Raw genomic sequence first — 14,528 nt, forward strand, 5'->3', positions numbered from 1 at the left:
CGGGTTCTGAAAACCCGTGGTCAAACCGATGGTATCCGCAGCGGCGCCGAGGCTTCGCATCCGGTGGCGGCCGGTCCCACTACCTGGACATTCGTTGATGATCAAGGATGGAGCCAGCCACCGAACGGCAGGTTCCGGACGACGGTGAACACCAGCAGCAGGACGCCGGCCGCCCACAGCGGTGCCGGTCCGGGCTCGATCCGCGCCGGTCTGCCGCGTGCCGCGCGGACCACCCAGACGGTCCACAGCACGGCGAAGCCCAGGTAGGCGGCGACGGCCGGCGCGTTGTCGCGCAGGGCGGTGACGAGGTCACCGTGCACGAAGGCGTGCGCACTGCGCAGCCCGCCGCAGCCGGGGCAGTACAGACCGGTCAGCCGGTACAGGGGGCAGACGGGGTAGTGGCCGGGTTCACCCGGATCGACGGCGCCGACGTAGGCGAAGGCCCCGCCGACGGCCGCGAGCAGCCCTGCGGGGGCCGCGACCCGGCGCCAGAGGGGGGCGGGCCGCGGCACCGGGCGGCCGAGGGCGTTCGCCGGGGCGTCCACAGGTGCGTCCACGGCGGCATTCTCCCCCGCCGCCGGCCGGCGTGCCCGCTCGCGCCGCGGCCGGCGGAACCGCCCCCACACACGCGAAAGGCGGCCGGCAGCAAGTGCCGGCCGCCCTCGCGGAAGATCCCGGGGCTCAGCCCTCCGCGGCGGCCGGCTCCCGCGTGGCGGCGGGCGCGGTGTGCGGCAGCGTACGGGACTCCTTCGGCTGCCCCAGACCCATGGCACGCATGATGCCGCCGACCACACCGCCGAGGAGCGTGAGGGCCATGCCGGCCCAGAAGCCGACGGGCTGGGCCATCACCATGAACGCGCCCGCGACGCAGAAACCGATGAAGGCGATGATGACACCGGTCCAGGCGGCCGGGGTGTGACCGTGGCTGCTGCCCGCCATGACTTGCTCCTCGTTGCTGTGTACGTGTCGTACTGTCCGAGCCGGACGCTCACCGTCCATTGTCCCGTACGCGCACGCGTGCCCGACGCGGGGGTGGCGTCTGTTTCACCACACTCGGCGCGCACCCTCCGGATCCGGCCCGTGGGGCGCCCCCGCGGATTCAGGCGCCCGTCGGGTCCTCGCCCCGGTCCAGCGCCTTCCAGATCTCCTCGGGCCGCTCCGGGTCGACCGGCCGGGCCGCGCGCCGCGGACGGGCGGTGCCGCGCTCGTAGCGGCCGGACATCGCGGGCCACAGACGGCCGTAACGCAGGGCGAGCAGACCGGCGAGCAGGAGCAGCACGCCGCCGGCGGCCGCGACGTAGGGCCAGCCGGTGTGGCTGAGGGCGCCGACCGTGGCGGAGGTGTCGCCGCTCGCCTTGGCGGCCTGCTCGTCCAGCGCGGAGCTGTCGGAGGCGGACGCGAGGGCCGCGGCGGCGATCCCGGCGCCGGAGAGCGCGAGCAGCCCCGAGACGAGGAACCGGCCGGCCCTGCGGACGGCGAAGACGGCGACGAGCGCGGCGAGGCCCACTATGGCGAGGGCCGCGGGAACGCCCGTGACGTCGCTGCCCTTGGCGGTCAGCGGGAACGCGCCGCCGGCCACCGTCGCGGTGCCCTCCGCCCAGCGCTGCCGGGTCGCGAGCAGCGCCACGGCCGCGCCGAGCGCACCGCACAGGAGGGCCACGGCGAGGCTCCGCCGGCCGGCCCGGGCGGACGCGGCGGCTGGGGAACGGGGGTCAGGTACGGCAGTCACGTACTCCACTATCGCCTGAACCCCGGGTGGGACGTCACCCGGGGTTCGTATGAGAAGCGTCCTACGCGCGAGCCGGCGCGTCCTGCCCGCCCAGCCGGTTGGCGGTGTGCACCGCCCGCAGCACCGCAGCCGCCTTGTTGCGGCACTCCTGGTCCTCCGCGACCGGGTCGGAGTCGGCGACGATGCCGGCGCCGGCCTGGACGTAGGCCGTGCCGTCGCGGAGCAGGGCCGTGCGGATGGCGATCGCGGTGTCGGAGTCGCCGGCGAAGTCCAGGTAGCCGACGCAGCCGCCGTACAGGCCGCGCCGGGACGGCTCCAGTTCGTCGATGATCTGCATCGCCCGGGGCTTGGGGGCGCCGGAGAGGGTGCCGGCCGGGAAGCAGGCGGTGAGCACGTCGAAGGCCGTGCGGCCGGGGGCGACCCTGCCGGTGACGGTCGAGACGATGTGCATCACGTGCGAGTAGCGCTCGACGGACATGAAGTCGACCACCTCGACGGAACCGGGCTCGCAGACCCGGCCGAGGTCGTTGCGGCCGAGGTCGACCAGCATCAGGTGCTCGGCGCGTTCCTTGGGGTCGGCGAGGAGTTCCTCGGCGAGGGCCTGGTCCTCCTGCGGGGTGGCCCCGCGGTGCCGGGTGCCGGCGATGGGGTGGACCATCGCGCGTCCGTCCTCGACCTTCACCAGCGCCTCCGGGGAGGAGCCGACGACGTCGAACCCGTCGAAGCGGAAGAGGTACATGTACGGCGAGGGGTTGGTGGTCCGCAGCACCCGGTAGACGTCCAGGGCGGTGGCCGTGCACGGTGTCTCGAAGCGCTGGGAGGGCACGACCTGGAAGGCCTCGCCCGCGCGGATGCGCTCCTTGACCTCCTCGACGGCCCGCTGGAAGTCGGGGCCGCCCCAGCGGGCGGTGTACTCGGGCAGCTCGGAGGGCGGCAGGTGGGCCGGGGGCTGGGCGACGGGGCGGGAGAGGTCGGCCTCCATGGCGTCGAGGCGGGCGACGGCGTCCGCGTACGCCTCGTCGACGCCGGTGTCGAGGTCGTTGTGGTTGATCGCGTTGGCGATCAGCAGGACCGAGCCCTCCCAGTGGTCCATCACCGCGAGGTCGCTGGTGAGCAACATGGTCAGCTCGGGCAGCCGCAGGTCGTCGCGTTCGCCGGGGCCGATCTTCTCCAGCCGGCGGACGATGTCGTAGCCCAGGTAGCCGACCATGCCGCCGGTGAAGGGCGGCAGGCCCTCCTGGTGCGGGGTGTGCAGGGCCTGGAGGGTGGCGCGCAGGGCCGCGAGGGGGTCGCCGTCGGTGGGGACGCCGACGGGCGGCGTGCCGAGCCAGTGGGCCTGCCCGTCCCGCGCGGTGAGCGTGGCGGCGCTGCGGACGCCGACGAAGGAGTAACGGGACCAGGAACGGCCGTTCTCCGCGGACTCCAGCAGGAAGGTGCCGGGACGCTCGGCGGCCAGCTTGCGGTACAGCGCGACCGGGGTGTCGCCGTCGGCGAGCAGCTTGCGCGTGACCGGGATGACACGCCGGTCGGTGGCCAGCTTGCGGAAGGTCTCCAGTTCCATGGCCGCTGACCTTACTGACCGGATCCGGGTACGCCGGGACCGGCGTCCTTCAGGAGCACGTCGGCGTCGAAGCAGGTGCGGGCACCGGTGTGGCAGGCGGCGCCGACCTGGTCGACCTTGACCAGCAGGGTGTCGGCGTCGCAGTCCAGCGCGACCGACTTCACCCACTGGACGTGGCCGGAGGTGTCGCCCTTGACCCAGTACTCCCGGCGGCTGCGGGACCAGTAGGTGCAGCGGCCGGTGGTCAGCGTGCGGTGCAGGGCCTCGTCGTCCATCCAGCCGAGCATGAGCACCTCGCCGGTGTCGTACTGCTGGGCGATGGCGGGGACGAGCCCGTCGGCGCTGCGCTTGAGCCGCGCGGCGATCTCCGGGTCGAGGCTGCTGGGCGGGAGGGCACCGGTCGCACTGGTCATGGGTCACATTGTGCCGCCCGGGACCGGCGGCGGGACACGGCCGTCCGAGGAACGGTCACGGCGGCGCGGAGCCCCTCCACGGGTGGGCGGACCTGGTACGTGGCCGTAGGCTGACAGCATGTCGACCTTCGCCAAGCGTGAACGGCTTCTCCTCGCCGACCTCTTGGAAACCGTCGGGCCGGACGCCGAGACCCTCTGCGAGGGCTGGCGGGCCCGGGACCTGGCCGCGCACGTCGTCGTGCGCGAGCGCCGCCCGGACGCGGCGGGGGGAGCGCTGATCAAGCAGCTCGCGCCGCGTCTGGAGAAGGTGATGGCCGAGTACACGGCGAAGCCGTACGAGGAGCTGATCCAGCTCGTCCGTACCGGCCCGCCGCGCTTTTCGCCCTTCCAGCTCAAGCAGGTCGACGAGGCGGCCAACATCGTGGAGTTCTACGTCCATACGGAGGACGTCCGCCGCGCCCAGCCGGACTGGAGCCCGCGCGAGCTGGACCCGGTCTTCCAGGACGCGCTGTGGTCCCGCCTTGAGCGCACCGCGCGGCTGATGGGCCGGGGCGTGCCGACGGGTCTGGTGCTGCGCCGTCCGAACGGCCAGACGGTGGTGGCGCACCGGGGCACCCCGGTGGTCACGGTGACCGGTGAGCCGGCGGAACTGCTGATGTTCGCGTACGGCAGGCAGCGCGCGGCCGAGGTGGAGCTGGAGGGCGACGCGGAGGCGATCGCCACGCTGCACGAGAGCAGGCGGCTGGGCATCTGAGAGGACCGGCCCGTGATCAAGGTGGCGATGACCGGAGTGTACGTGGACGACGTGGCGGTGGCGCACGCCTTCTACACCGAGGTCCTCGGCTTCGAGACCCGTACGCGCATGGACCTCGGCGACGGCACGCTGTTCGTGACGGTCGGGGCGCGGGAGGGCGCCCAGCCGGATCTCCAGTTGCTGCTGGAGCCCGGCCAGGGCCCGATCGCGGAGCCGTACCGCAGGGCGCTGTACGAGGCGGGGCTGCCGTGCATCGTCTTCTCCGTGGATGACCTGGCAGCGGAGTACGAGCGGCTGCGCGGCCTCGGCGTCCGGTTCACGCACCCCCCGCAGGAGCAGGGGCCGGTCGTCGCGGCGGTGTTCGACGACACCGTGGGCAATCTGGTGCAGCTGGTTCAGCCCAGGCAGTGAGCGCCGGTCAGCCGGGGAGTTCGGCGCGGCGCAGGGCCGGTACGGCGAGGGCGACGGCCCCGCCGAGCCCGCAGACGGCGGCGCTGGCGGTGAACACCGGGCCGGGGCCCCAGGCCCCGATCGCGGCGGCGGCGAACGGCATGCTCAGCGGGGTCAGGCCGAGGCTGACCCCGCTGGAGACGGAGGTGACCCGGCCCAGGTAGGCGGGCTCGGACGCGGTCTGGAGCAGGGCGCCGCACATCGCGCCGCTGAGCCCGGTGAGCAGGCCGACCAGCACGGCCGTGGCGACGGCGGCGGCGAGATGCGGTACGTAGGCGAGGGCGCCGACGGCCACGCAGCCCGCGATGAGGGCGCACCCGGCGACCAGCCCGGCGCGCGGCAGCCGCCCCCGGACGGTCAGCAGCAGTGACACGGCCCCCGCGCCGACCGCGAACCCGGCGAGCACCCAGCCCATGCCCGCGGCACCCCAGCCGCGCCGGTCGGCGAGCAGGGTCAGACCGACGTTCAGCGGTCCGACGAAGCCGAGGTCACCGAGGGCGATGGCGACCATCAGCGGCGCGAGCACCCGGTGCCGCCGGATGTAGCGCAGCCCGGCCCTCAGGTCGCCCCACGCGGTTCCCGCCGTGCCGGGCGTGCCGTCCTGCGGTAGTTCCCGTACCCGCACGGACACCAGCAGCGGGAGCGACACGGCGATGAGGAGCCCGGCGACGGCGAAGGCGGCCGGGGCTCCGCCGGTGGCCACGGCGAGTCCGCCGAGCGGGGCGCCCACGACGCTCGCGAAGCGGATGGCGAGGCCGCGCATGCCCTGGACGCGGGCGAGCTGGTCCTTCTCGGTGAGACGGGCCGGCAGGGCGCCCACGGCGGGCATGAACACGGCGTCGACGGTGCCGAAGACCAGCGCCAGCAGGGCGAGCGGCCACAGCCCGGGGCTGGTCAGGAACAGCAGGGCGGCCACGGCGAGGACGGCGGCACAGCGCACGGCGTCACTGCCGATGACGACCCGGCGCGGTCCGAACCGGTCGGCGACCACTCCCCCGCCGAGCATCAGCACGGCCCTGGGCAGCGCGCTGGCCGACATCACGAGCCCGGCCTGCGCGGGGCTCCCGGCCTGGACGGCGGCCCAGGACAGGGCGAGGTAGTAGACGCTGTCGCCGAGCATCGAGGAGGTGTAGGCCCCGAGCCACCGCAGCACGTTGGGGTCGCGGTGGGCCCGCGCGGCGGCGGGCGGTACGAGCGTGGCGGTCGCGGGAGGGCTGGTCACGGGGGCTGGTCCTCTCAGACGTCAGACGCGGAACGGGAAGCCGTACACGTGCAGCGCGACATGCTCACGGCCCTCGGTGTCGCCCGCGGCCTCGCGGGCCCGCCCCTGTTCGTCGTACCGCTTGATCACGTCGGTCAGGTCCTTCTTCAGCTCGGCCAGTTCGCCGGCGGTGAGCCGGAGCAGGGACTCCGAGTCGTGGGCCGCGGTGTTCCAGCCGGGCCCCCAGTGGGCGAGCTCGTCGAGGTACCTGCGGTACATCCCGGCGCGCTGCTCCAGGAACATCCGCGAGGCCGCCAGGTGTGCCGCCGCCTTCTCGGGGGCGTCCCGGAAGTCCTCGTCGCGGATGCTGACGCCGTCGGACGCCGGCTGCCACCAGCGCTCGCGCGCGTCCGCGCTGCGCGGCTCGGCCTCCTCGACGAGACCGTGCTCGGCCAGCTTGCGCAGGTGGTAGCTGACGAGGGAGACGGCCTCGTCGACCTGTTCGGCCAGCTGTGAGGCGGTGGCGGCCTCCGCGACGAACAGCAGGCGGTACAGCTTCATGCGCAGCGGATGGGCGAGCGCCTTGAGCGTCCCGATGTCCGTGATCCGGAGGTTCTCCTCGCGTGCCATGACGGGAACCCTAGATGCGCAAGGAAAGTTGCGCAATCTTTTTTGCGCAACTTTCCTTGCGCTTCCGGGGAAAAAGGGGCTCCGGCCGTCCGGCCGGGGCCCTGCGGGCGGCGGCTACCTCACCGGGTGCCCCGCCCCCCGCAACGTCTCCTTCACCTGGCCGATCCTCAGGTCCCCGAAGTGGAACACCGAGGCCGCCAGGACCGCGTCCGCGCCCGCGTCGACGGCCGGGGGGAAGTCGGCCAGCCTGCCCGCGCCGCCGGAGGCGATCACCGGGACGGTCACGTGCTTGCGCACCGCCGCGATCATCTCCAGGTCGTAGCCGTCCTTCGTGCCGTCCGCGTCCATGGAGTTCAGCAGGATCTCCCCCGCGCCCAGCTCGGCCGCCCGGTGCGCCCATTCGACCGCGTCGATGCCCGTGCCGCGCCGGCCGCCGTGGGTGGTGACCTCGAAGGTGCCCCCGGGGGTGCGGCGCGCGTCCACGGAGAGGACCAGCACCTGCCGGCCGAACCGCTCGGCGATCTCGCGGATCAGGTCGGGGCGCGCGATGGCCGCCGTGTTGACGCCCACCTTGTCGGCGCCCGCCCGCAGCAGCCGGTCCACGTCCTGTGCCGTGCGGACGCCGCCGCCCACGGTCAGCGGGATGAACACCTGCTCGGCGGTGCGGCGGACCACGTCGTACGTCGTCTCCCGGTCGCCGGAGGACGCGGTGATGTCCAGGAACGTCAGCTCGTCGGCGCCCTCGGCGTCGTACACCTTGGCCATCTCGACCGGGTCGCCGGCGTCGCGCAGGTTCCGGAAGTTGACGCCCTTGACGACCCGGCCGTTGTCCACGTCCAGGCAGGGGATGACTCGGACCGCCAGGGTCATGAGATCCACGGCTCCTTCGAGGCCTTCAGCCTCTGAATGCTTCTAGTTCCACTTCGACCAGGATGCGCGGGTCGACGAAGCCCTCGACGACCAGCAGGGTGGAGACCGGGCGGACGGCGTCGAACAGCTCCTGGTGGGCCCGCCCGACGGCGTCGACGTCCCGCGCGTGGGTGAGGTACGTCCGCGTACGGATCACGGACTCGATGCCGAGCCCGAACTCGCCGATCGCCTCCAGGGCGCTGGTGAAGGCCACCTTGGCCTGTTCGTACGGGTCGCCCTCCCCGTACAGCACGGTGCCCTTGAAGGACGTCGTGCCGCCCACCAGCACCCGGTCACCCGCCGCGACGGCGCGCGCGAATCCGAAACTCTCTTCCCAGGGACTTCCGCTCTGCACGCGCCGCACGGCTCCGCTCATGACGACACAGCCTCCAAGGCCTCTTCCAGGGTGAATGCCTTCGCGTACAGCGCCTTCCCTACGATGGCGCCCTCGACACCGAGGGGTACCAGTTCGGCGAGCGCGCGGAGGTCGTCCAGGGACGACACGCCGCCGGAGGCCACGACCGGGCGGTCCGTGGCGGCGCACACGTTCTTCAGCAGCTCCAGGTTGGGGCCCTGGAGGGTGCCGTCCTTGGCGATGTCGGTGACGACGTAGCGGGCGCAGCCCTCCTTGTCGAGGCGCGCCAGCGTCTCGTAGAGGTCGCCGCCGTCACGGGTCCAGCCCCGGCCGCGCAGCGTGGTGCCGCGCACGTCCAGGCCGACGGCGATCTTGTCGCCGTGCTCGGCGATCACCCGGGCGACCCATTCGGGGGTCTCCAGGGCGGCCGTGCCGAGGTTCACCCGGGTGCAGCCGGTGGCGAGGGCGGCGGCGAGGGTGTCGTCGTCGCGGATGCCGCCGGACAGCTCCACCTTGATGTCCATGGCCCCCGCGACCTCGGCGATCAGGGCGCGGTTGTCGCCGGTGCCGAACGCGGCGTCCAGGTCGACCAGGTGCAGCCACTCGGCGCCGGAGCGCTGCCAGGCGAGGGCGGCCTCCAGCGGGGAGCCGTAGGAGGTCTCGGTCCCGGACTCGCCGTGCACGAGGCGGACGGCCTGGCCGTCGCGGACGTCGACGGCGGGGAGGAGTTCGAGCTTGGCCATGGTCTACAGGGTTCCGATCCAGTTGGTGAGGAGCTGGGCGCCGGCGTCGCCGGACTTCTCGGGGTGGAACTGGGTGGCCCACAGGGCGCCGTTCTCCACGGCGGCCACGAACGGCTTGCCGTGCGTCGACCAGGTGACCTTGGGGGCCTCGATCACCGGGTTGTGGCTCTCCAGGGCCCAGTCGTGGACGGCGTAGGAGTGCACGAAGTAGAACCGCGCGTCGGCGTCCAGGCCGGCGAACAGCCGCGAGTCGGCCGGGGCGTCCACGGTGTTCCAGCCCATGTGGGGCACCACGTCGGCCTCGAGCGGCGCGACCGTGCCGGGCCACTCGTCCAGGCCCTCGGCCTCCACGCCGTGCTCGATGCCGCGCGCGAAGAGGATCTGCATGCCGACGCAGATGCCCATGACCGGGCGCCCGCCGGACAGCCGGCGGTCCACGACCCAGTCGCCCCGGGCGGCGCGCAGGCCCTGCATGCAGGCGGCGAAGGCGCCGACGCCCGGAACGAGCAGGCCGTCGGCGTTCATCGCCTTGTCGAAGTCACGCGTGATCTCGACGTCGGCGCCCACGCGCGCGAGTGCCCGCTCGGCGGAGCGGACGTTACCGAAGCCGTAGTCGAAGACGACGACCTTCTTGGCCGTGGACGCGGCGCTCAATTCCACACCTCCAGCCGCATGACGCCCGCCACCAGGCACAGGCCCGCGCCGATCGAGAGCAGCACGATCAGGCTGGTGGGCATCTTCTGCTTGACGAAGGAGATGATGCCGCCGACCAGGAAGAGGCCGACGACGATCAGGAGGGTCGACAGACCGGTCATGGGTTACAGCGCGCCCTTCGTCGACGGGAGGATGCCGGCCGCGCGCGGGTCGCGCTCGGAGGCGTAACGCAGCGCCCTGGCGAGCGCCTTGAACTGGCACTCCACGATGTGGTGCGCGTTGCGCCCGTACGGGACGTGCACGTGCAGCGCGATCTGTGCCTGGGCGACGAAGGACTCCAGGATGTGCCGGGTCATCGTCGTGTCGTACTCGCCGATCATCGGCGCCATGTTCTCGGGCTCGGTGTGCACGAGGTACGGGCGGCCGGACAGGTCGACGGTCACCTGGGCGAGGGACTCGTCCAGCGGGACCGTGCAGTTGCCGAAGCGGTAGATGCCCACCTTGTCGCCGAGCGCCTGCCGGAAGGCGGCGCCGAGCGCGAGGGCGGTGTCCTCGATGGTGTGGTGGGAGTCGATGTGCAGGTCGCCGTCGGTCTTGACGGTCAGGTCGAACAGACCGTGCCGGCCGAGCTGGTCGAGCATGTGGTCGTAGAAGCCGACGCCGGTGGCGATGTCGGTCCGGCCGGTGCCGTCGAGGTCTATCTCGACCAGCACCGACGTCTCCTTGGTGGTGCGCTCCACGCGTCCTGTGCGGCTCATGAACCCTGCTCCTTCTTCAACTCACGGACCGCGTCGAGGAACGCGTCGTTCTCCTCCGGGGTGCCCGCGGACACCCGCAGCCATCCCGGCACTCCGTTGTCCCGGACCAGGACACCCCGGTCGAGGATCTTCCGCCAGGCGTCGTGGGCGCTGGCGAACCGGCCGAACTGCACGAAGTTCGCGTCGGACTCGGTCACCTCGTAGCCGATCGCGCGCAGCTCGGCGACCAGCCGGTCCCGCTCCGCCTTGAGCTGCTCGACGTACCCGAGCAGGGTGTCGGTGTGCTCCAGCGCGGCCAGGGCGGTCGCCTGGGTGATCGCCGACAGGTGGTACGGCAGCCGGACCAGCTGGACGGCGTCCACGACCGCCGGGTCCGCGGCCAGGTAGCCGAGGCGCAGGCCGGCCGCGCCGAACGCCTTGGACATCGTCCGGGAGATCACCAGGTGCGGGCGGCCCGCCAGCAGCGGCAGCAGCGAGTCGCCGTGGCTGAACTCGACGTACGCCTCGTCCACGACCACCATCGACGGCTTGGCCGCCTGCGCCGCCTCGTACAGCGCGAGGACCGTCTCCGGGGGGACCGCGTTGCCCGTGGGGTTGTTGGGGGTGGTGATGAAGACGACGTCCGGCTCGCTCTCGGCGATGGCCCGCCGGGCGGCGGCGAGGTCGATCGTGAAGTCCTCGCCGCGCGGACCGGAGATCCAGCCGGTGCCGGTCCCGCGCGCGATGAGCGCGTGCATCGAGTACGACGGCTCGAAGCCGATCGCCGTGCGGCCCGGTCCGCCGAAGGTCTGCAGCAGCTGCTGGATGACCTCGTTGGAGCCGTTGGCGGCCCACACGTTCTCGACGCCTAGGGGGTGCTTGCCGGTCCTGCTGAGGTACCTGGCCAGCTCGGTGCGCAGCTGGACGGCGTCCCGGTCGGGGTAGCGGTTCAGGCCGCGGGCGGCCTCCCGCACGCGCTCCGCGATCCGCTCGACCAGCGGCTCGGGCAGCGGGTAGGGGTTCTCGTTGGTGTTCAGCCGTACGGGGACGTCCAGCTGGGGGGCGCCGTAGGGGGACTTGCCCCGCAGCTCGTCCCGTACGGGGAGATCGTCGATCCGCACGTCGCTCACTTGCTCCCGGGTACCTTCCAGCCGAACCTCGCCTTGACCGCCGCGCCGTGCGCCGGCAGGTCCTCCGCCTCCGCGAGCGTCACCACGTGGTGGGCGACCTCGGCGAGCGCGTCCCTGGTGTAGTCCACGATGTGGATGCCGCGCAGGAAGGACTGGACGGACAGGCCCGAGGAGTGGCAGGCGCAGCCGCCCGTGGGCAGGACGTGGTTGGACCCGGCCGCGTAGTCGCCGAGCGAGACGGGGGCCCAGGGTCCGACGAAGACCGCGCCCGCGTTGCGGACCCGGTCGGCCACGGCCGCGGCGTCGGCGGTCTGGATCTCCAGGTGCTCGGCGCCGTACGCGTCGACGACCCGCAGGCCCTCGTCGATGCCGTCCACCAGCACGATGGCGGACTGCCTGCCCTTCAGCGCGGGCACGATCCGGTCGTCGACGTGCTTGGTGGCCGCGACCTGCGGCTCCAGTTCCTTCTCGACCGCGTCCGCCAGCTCGGTGGAGTCGGTGACCAGGACGGCCGCCGCCAGCGGGTCGTGCTCGGCCTGGCTGATCAGGTCGGAGGCGATGTGCACCGGGTCGGCGCCGGCGTCCGCGAGGATCGCGATCTCGGTCGGGCCGGCCTCGGCGTCGATGCCGATCCTGCCGGTGAAGTAGCGCTTGGCGGCGGCGACCCAGATGTTGCCGGGCCCGGTGACCATGTTGGCGGGCGGGCAGGACTCGGTGCCGTAGGCGAACATCGCCACGGCGGTGGCGCCGCCGGCCGCGTACACCTCGTCCACGCCGAGCAGGGCGCAGGCGGCGAGGATCGTCGGGTGCGGCAGGCCGCCGAACTCGGCCTGGGCCGGTGAGGCGAGCGCGATGGACTCGACGCCGGCCTCCTGGGCGGGCACCACGTTCATCACCACGGAGGACGGGTAGACCGAGCGGCCACCGGGCGCGTACAGCCCGACGCGCTCGACCGGAACCCACTTCTCGGTCACCGAGCCGCCGGGCACGACCTGCGTGGTGTGGGTCGTGCGGCGCTGCGCGCGGTGGACCAGCCGGGCGCGGCGGACGGACTCCTCCAGGGCGGCGCGCACGGCCGGGTCGAGAGCGGCGAGCGCGTCGGTGAGGGCCTGGGCCGGGACGCGGACGGTTTCCAGCCGCACTCCGTCGAACTTCTCGGCGAAGTCGATCAGCGCCGCGTCGCCGCGATGATGCACGGCCTCGCAGATCGGGCGCACCTTCTCCAGGGCGGCCTGAACGTCGAAGTCGGCTCGGGGCAGCAGGTCGCGCAGGGCGGGGCCCTCGGGAAGGGCGTCGCCGCGCAGATCGATTCGGGAAATCACAGTCCCAATTCTCTCAGACCGCCGTCGGGAGCCGTCCGCGCGTATCAATGGCTGATACAGACCGTGGACCAATGACTGGTACAGAGGGTGGCCGGAACCCGGAAGATCACCTTCACGGGTGGTGTCCCGCCGGTCACACAGGGCATGAACGGCTGTACGAAATCCAGCTGACCGGAAGAGGAGAGAAGAGGAGAACGGTGACCGAGGGAGCCGGCATCCGCACAGGGGACCTGCCGGACGACCTGACCGCGACCGAGGCGGGCATGTGGCAGGCCTTCCGCAACGGCAGCGTGTACGACCTGAGCAGTGGCGACTACGCGGTGGACGATCCGCACGGCGGGCATCCGTGGGGACCGGAGCGGACCGTCCGGGCCCGGATCGTCTGCTGGCTGCTCCTCGACGGCCCGCCGGCGCTCGCCGGCCGGGTGTCCGCGCTGAAGCTCGTCGGGGTGCGCGTCACCGACCCGCTGGACCTGGCGGGCGGCCAGGTCACCCCGTACGTGGAGCTGCGCGGCTGCCGCTTCGACGAGGAGATCCGGCTGCCGGAGGCCCGGTTCACGACCCTTCGCCTGGTGGACTGCGCGGTGCCGCGGCTGGAGGCCGCCCGCGTGCACACCGAGGGTGATCTGCACCTGCCGCGCTGCCGGTTCCAGAACGGGGTGCGGCTGACGGACGCGCACATCGGCACCGACCTCCTGCTCAACCAAGCGGTCGCGTACCGGGACCGCGGCGGGCGGTCGATCGCGGCCGACGGCCTGACCGTCGGCCAGGACCTCCAGGCGGAGATGCTGGAGTCGCACGGCGAGTTCAGCCTGCGCGGCGCCCAGATCGGCGCCTCGCTCAGCCTGCGCGGCGCCAGGCTCGCCAACCCCTACGCCCGGTTCGCCCTGAACGCCCCCCAGCTGACGGTCGAACGGACCCTGTACCTGACCCCGGCCGGCGTGGGCAATCCGCTGCTGAGCGGGACCACGCCCGCGCGCGGGACACGCATCCAGCGGTTCGAGTCCCGGGGCGGGGTGCGCCTGGACGACGGGCGGTTCGGGGACGCCGTCGATCTGGAGCGGGCCCGGTTCGCCCTCACCGACGACCAGGAGCTGTCGCTGCGCCGGGTGCAGACGCCGGAGCTGCGCTTCCTCGGGGACAAGCCGGAGCGCGGCAAGGTGGTGCTGTCCGGCGCGCGGACCGTGAACCTGGTGGACCGGGCGAGCAGCTGGCCGGACGCGGGCCGTCTGCACATGGGCGGGTTCACCTACGAGAACCTGGTGCCGCAGGGCCCGTTCCCGCTGACGCAGCGCCTGGACTGGGTGGCGGCGGCCACCGCCGAGTACGCCCCGGAGCCGTACGAACGGCTGGCGGCGGTGCTGCGCGCGGCCGGGGAGGACGAGGACGCGCGCGAGGTGCTGCTCGCCAAGCAGCGCCGGCGGCGCGAGACGCTGCCGCTGGCCGGCAAGTCCTGGGGCTACCTCCAGGACTGGACGGTCGCCTACGGCTACCGTCCGGGGCGGGCGGCGGTGTGGATGGCGGTGCTGTGGGCGGCGGGCACGCTCGCCTTCACCCGAGCGGACCCCCCGCCGGTCGGCTCCGGCGGCCATCCGGTGTGGAGCCCGGCGCTGTTCACGCTGGACCTGCTGCTGCCGGTGATCGACCTGGGCCAGGCCGGCCAGTGGCAGCTGCGCGGCGGCTGGCAGTGGCTGGCGGTGGCGCTGATCCTGATCGGCTGGGTCCTGGCGACGACGGTGGCGGCGGGCGCGACCCGGCTGCTGCGGCGCAGTTGACGGACCCGGTGCGGGGACGGTGCCGTTCATCGACGGCAGACGGAATCCGCCCTCCATGCACACACCTCACACAAAACGTACATTCACCCTTTACCGGTCCTTGACTTACGGCCGTACAACTTTCCAGGACTTGCCCAGGCCCTCTGGCGCCGCCCCGACCTGCGG

At 72.9% G+C, this 14,528-nt stretch carries 18 protein-coding genes; 3 read left to right on the forward strand and 15 right to left on the reverse strand.

The window, feature by feature from the left end; translation table 11 throughout:
- Positions 1 to 101: 101 nt before the first annotated feature.
- From LG395_RS10610 to hisI, 5 genes are all read right to left on the reverse strand, one after another.
- A complete protein-coding gene (locus LG395_RS10610) occupies positions 102 to 545 on the reverse strand; it encodes a DUF2752 domain-containing protein (protein WP_171160088.1) in 444 nt (147 codons plus the stop codon).
- 136 nt (positions 546 to 681) lie between these two features.
- Positions 682 to 939 (reverse strand): HGxxPAAW family protein, encoded by a 258-nt coding sequence (locus LG395_RS10615; RefSeq protein ID WP_171157250.1) that lies wholly within the window; start codon positions 937 to 939, stop codon positions 682 to 684.
- Positions 940 to 1,099: 160 nt separating this feature from the next.
- The gene (locus LG395_RS10620) at positions 1,100 to 1,738 is read right to left on the reverse strand and encodes a TIGR02234 family membrane protein (RefSeq protein ID WP_225809202.1); all 639 of its coding nucleotides are present in this window, start codon (positions 1,736 to 1,738) and stop codon (positions 1,100 to 1,102) included.
- 52 nt (positions 1,739 to 1,790) lie between these two features.
- The gene (locus tag LG395_RS10625; protein ID WP_225809203.1) at positions 1,791 to 3,290 is read right to left on the reverse strand and encodes an anthranilate synthase component I; all 1,500 of its coding nucleotides are present in this window, start codon (positions 3,288 to 3,290) and stop codon (positions 1,791 to 1,793) included.
- An 11-nt stretch (positions 3,291 to 3,301) separates the two neighbouring features.
- Positions 3,302 to 3,703, reverse strand: a complete 402-nt coding sequence (gene hisI / locus LG395_RS10630; RefSeq protein WP_225809204.1) for a phosphoribosyl-AMP cyclohydrolase — start codon at positions 3,701 to 3,703, stop codon at positions 3,302 to 3,304.
- Between the two features lie 118 nt (positions 3,704 to 3,821).
- Here hisI and LG395_RS10635 point away from each other — a divergent pair, with 118 nt between their 5' ends.
- Together LG395_RS10635 and LG395_RS10640 are read left to right on the forward strand one after the other, a co-directional pair.
- On the forward strand, positions 3,822 to 4,457 hold the full coding sequence (locus LG395_RS10635) for a TIGR03085 family metal-binding protein (protein WP_171157242.1): 636 nt from the start codon (positions 3,822 to 3,824) through the stop codon (positions 4,455 to 4,457).
- A gap of 12 nt (positions 4,458 to 4,469) precedes the next feature.
- Positions 4,470 to 4,868: a VOC family protein gene (locus tag LG395_RS10640; protein ID WP_171157240.1), complete on the forward strand. Its 399-nt coding sequence runs from the start codon at positions 4,470 to 4,472 to the stop codon at positions 4,866 to 4,868.
- A gap of 7 nt (positions 4,869 to 4,875) precedes the next feature.
- On the opposite strand, the gene LG395_RS10645 is transcribed toward LG395_RS10640, so the two are convergent.
- The 10 genes from LG395_RS10645 to hisD form a co-directional block, all read right to left on the reverse strand.
- Complete coding sequence (locus tag LG395_RS10645; RefSeq protein WP_225809205.1) at positions 4,876 to 6,129, reverse strand: MFS transporter; 1,254 nt, start codon at positions 6,127 to 6,129, stop codon at positions 4,876 to 4,878.
- Positions 6,130 to 6,150: 21 nt separating this feature from the next.
- Positions 6,151 to 6,738, reverse strand: coding sequence for an ArsR/SmtB family transcription factor (locus LG395_RS10650; RefSeq protein ID WP_225809206.1), 588 nt, complete (start codon positions 6,736 to 6,738; stop codon positions 6,151 to 6,153).
- 114 nt (positions 6,739 to 6,852) lie between these two features.
- Positions 6,853 to 7,608, reverse strand: a complete 756-nt coding sequence (gene hisF, locus LG395_RS10655) for an imidazole glycerol phosphate synthase subunit HisF (protein ID WP_171160086.1) — start codon at positions 7,606 to 7,608, stop codon at positions 6,853 to 6,855.
- Between the two features lie 25 nt (positions 7,609 to 7,633).
- Positions 7,634 to 8,023 (reverse strand): RidA family protein, encoded by a 390-nt coding sequence (locus tag LG395_RS10660; protein WP_171157234.1) that lies wholly within the window; start codon positions 8,021 to 8,023, stop codon positions 7,634 to 7,636.
- Complete coding sequence (priA, locus tag LG395_RS10665; RefSeq protein WP_171157232.1) at positions 8,020 to 8,745, reverse strand: bifunctional 1-(5-phosphoribosyl)-5-((5-phosphoribosylamino)methylideneamino)imidazole-4-carboxamide isomerase/phosphoribosylanthranilate isomerase PriA; 726 nt, start codon at positions 8,743 to 8,745, stop codon at positions 8,020 to 8,022. The genes LG395_RS10660 and priA overlap by 4 nt, the downstream gene beginning before the upstream one ends.
- A gap of 3 nt (positions 8,746 to 8,748) precedes the next feature.
- On the reverse strand, positions 8,749 to 9,405 hold the full coding sequence (gene hisH / locus LG395_RS10670) for an imidazole glycerol phosphate synthase subunit HisH (protein WP_171157230.1): 657 nt from the start codon (positions 9,403 to 9,405) through the stop codon (positions 8,749 to 8,751).
- On the reverse strand, positions 9,396 to 9,560 hold the full coding sequence (locus tag LG395_RS10675) for a CG2302 family histidine operon protein (protein WP_014672133.1): 165 nt from the start codon (positions 9,558 to 9,560) through the stop codon (positions 9,396 to 9,398). The genes hisH and LG395_RS10675 overlap by 10 nt, the downstream gene beginning before the upstream one ends.
- Positions 9,561 to 9,563: 3 nt before the next feature.
- Entirely contained in the window at positions 9,564 to 10,157 is a 594-nt protein-coding gene (gene hisB / locus LG395_RS10680) for an imidazoleglycerol-phosphate dehydratase HisB (protein ID WP_171157228.1), read from the reverse strand.
- A complete protein-coding gene (locus LG395_RS10685) occupies positions 10,154 to 11,266 on the reverse strand; it encodes a histidinol-phosphate transaminase (RefSeq protein WP_171157226.1) in 1,113 nt (370 codons plus the stop codon). The genes hisB and LG395_RS10685 overlap by 4 nt, the downstream gene beginning before the upstream one ends.
- Entirely contained in the window at positions 11,263 to 12,588 is a 1,326-nt protein-coding gene (hisD, locus tag LG395_RS10690; RefSeq protein WP_225809207.1) for a histidinol dehydrogenase, read from the reverse strand. The genes LG395_RS10685 and hisD overlap by 4 nt, the downstream gene beginning before the upstream one ends.
- 197 nt (positions 12,589 to 12,785) lie before the next feature.
- Between hisD and LG395_RS10695 the strand changes: the two genes are divergently transcribed.
- The gene (locus tag LG395_RS10695) at positions 12,786 to 14,363 is read left to right on the forward strand and encodes an oxidoreductase (RefSeq protein ID WP_171157222.1); all 1,578 of its coding nucleotides are present in this window, start codon (positions 12,786 to 12,788) and stop codon (positions 14,361 to 14,363) included.
- Positions 14,364 to 14,528: the final 165 nt, after the last annotated feature.

Source organism: Streptomyces spinosus, assembly GCF_020400655.1.
In the GTDB taxonomy this organism is placed as follows: domain Bacteria; phylum Actinomycetota; class Actinomycetes; order Streptomycetales; family Streptomycetaceae; genus Streptomyces; species Streptomyces argyrophylli.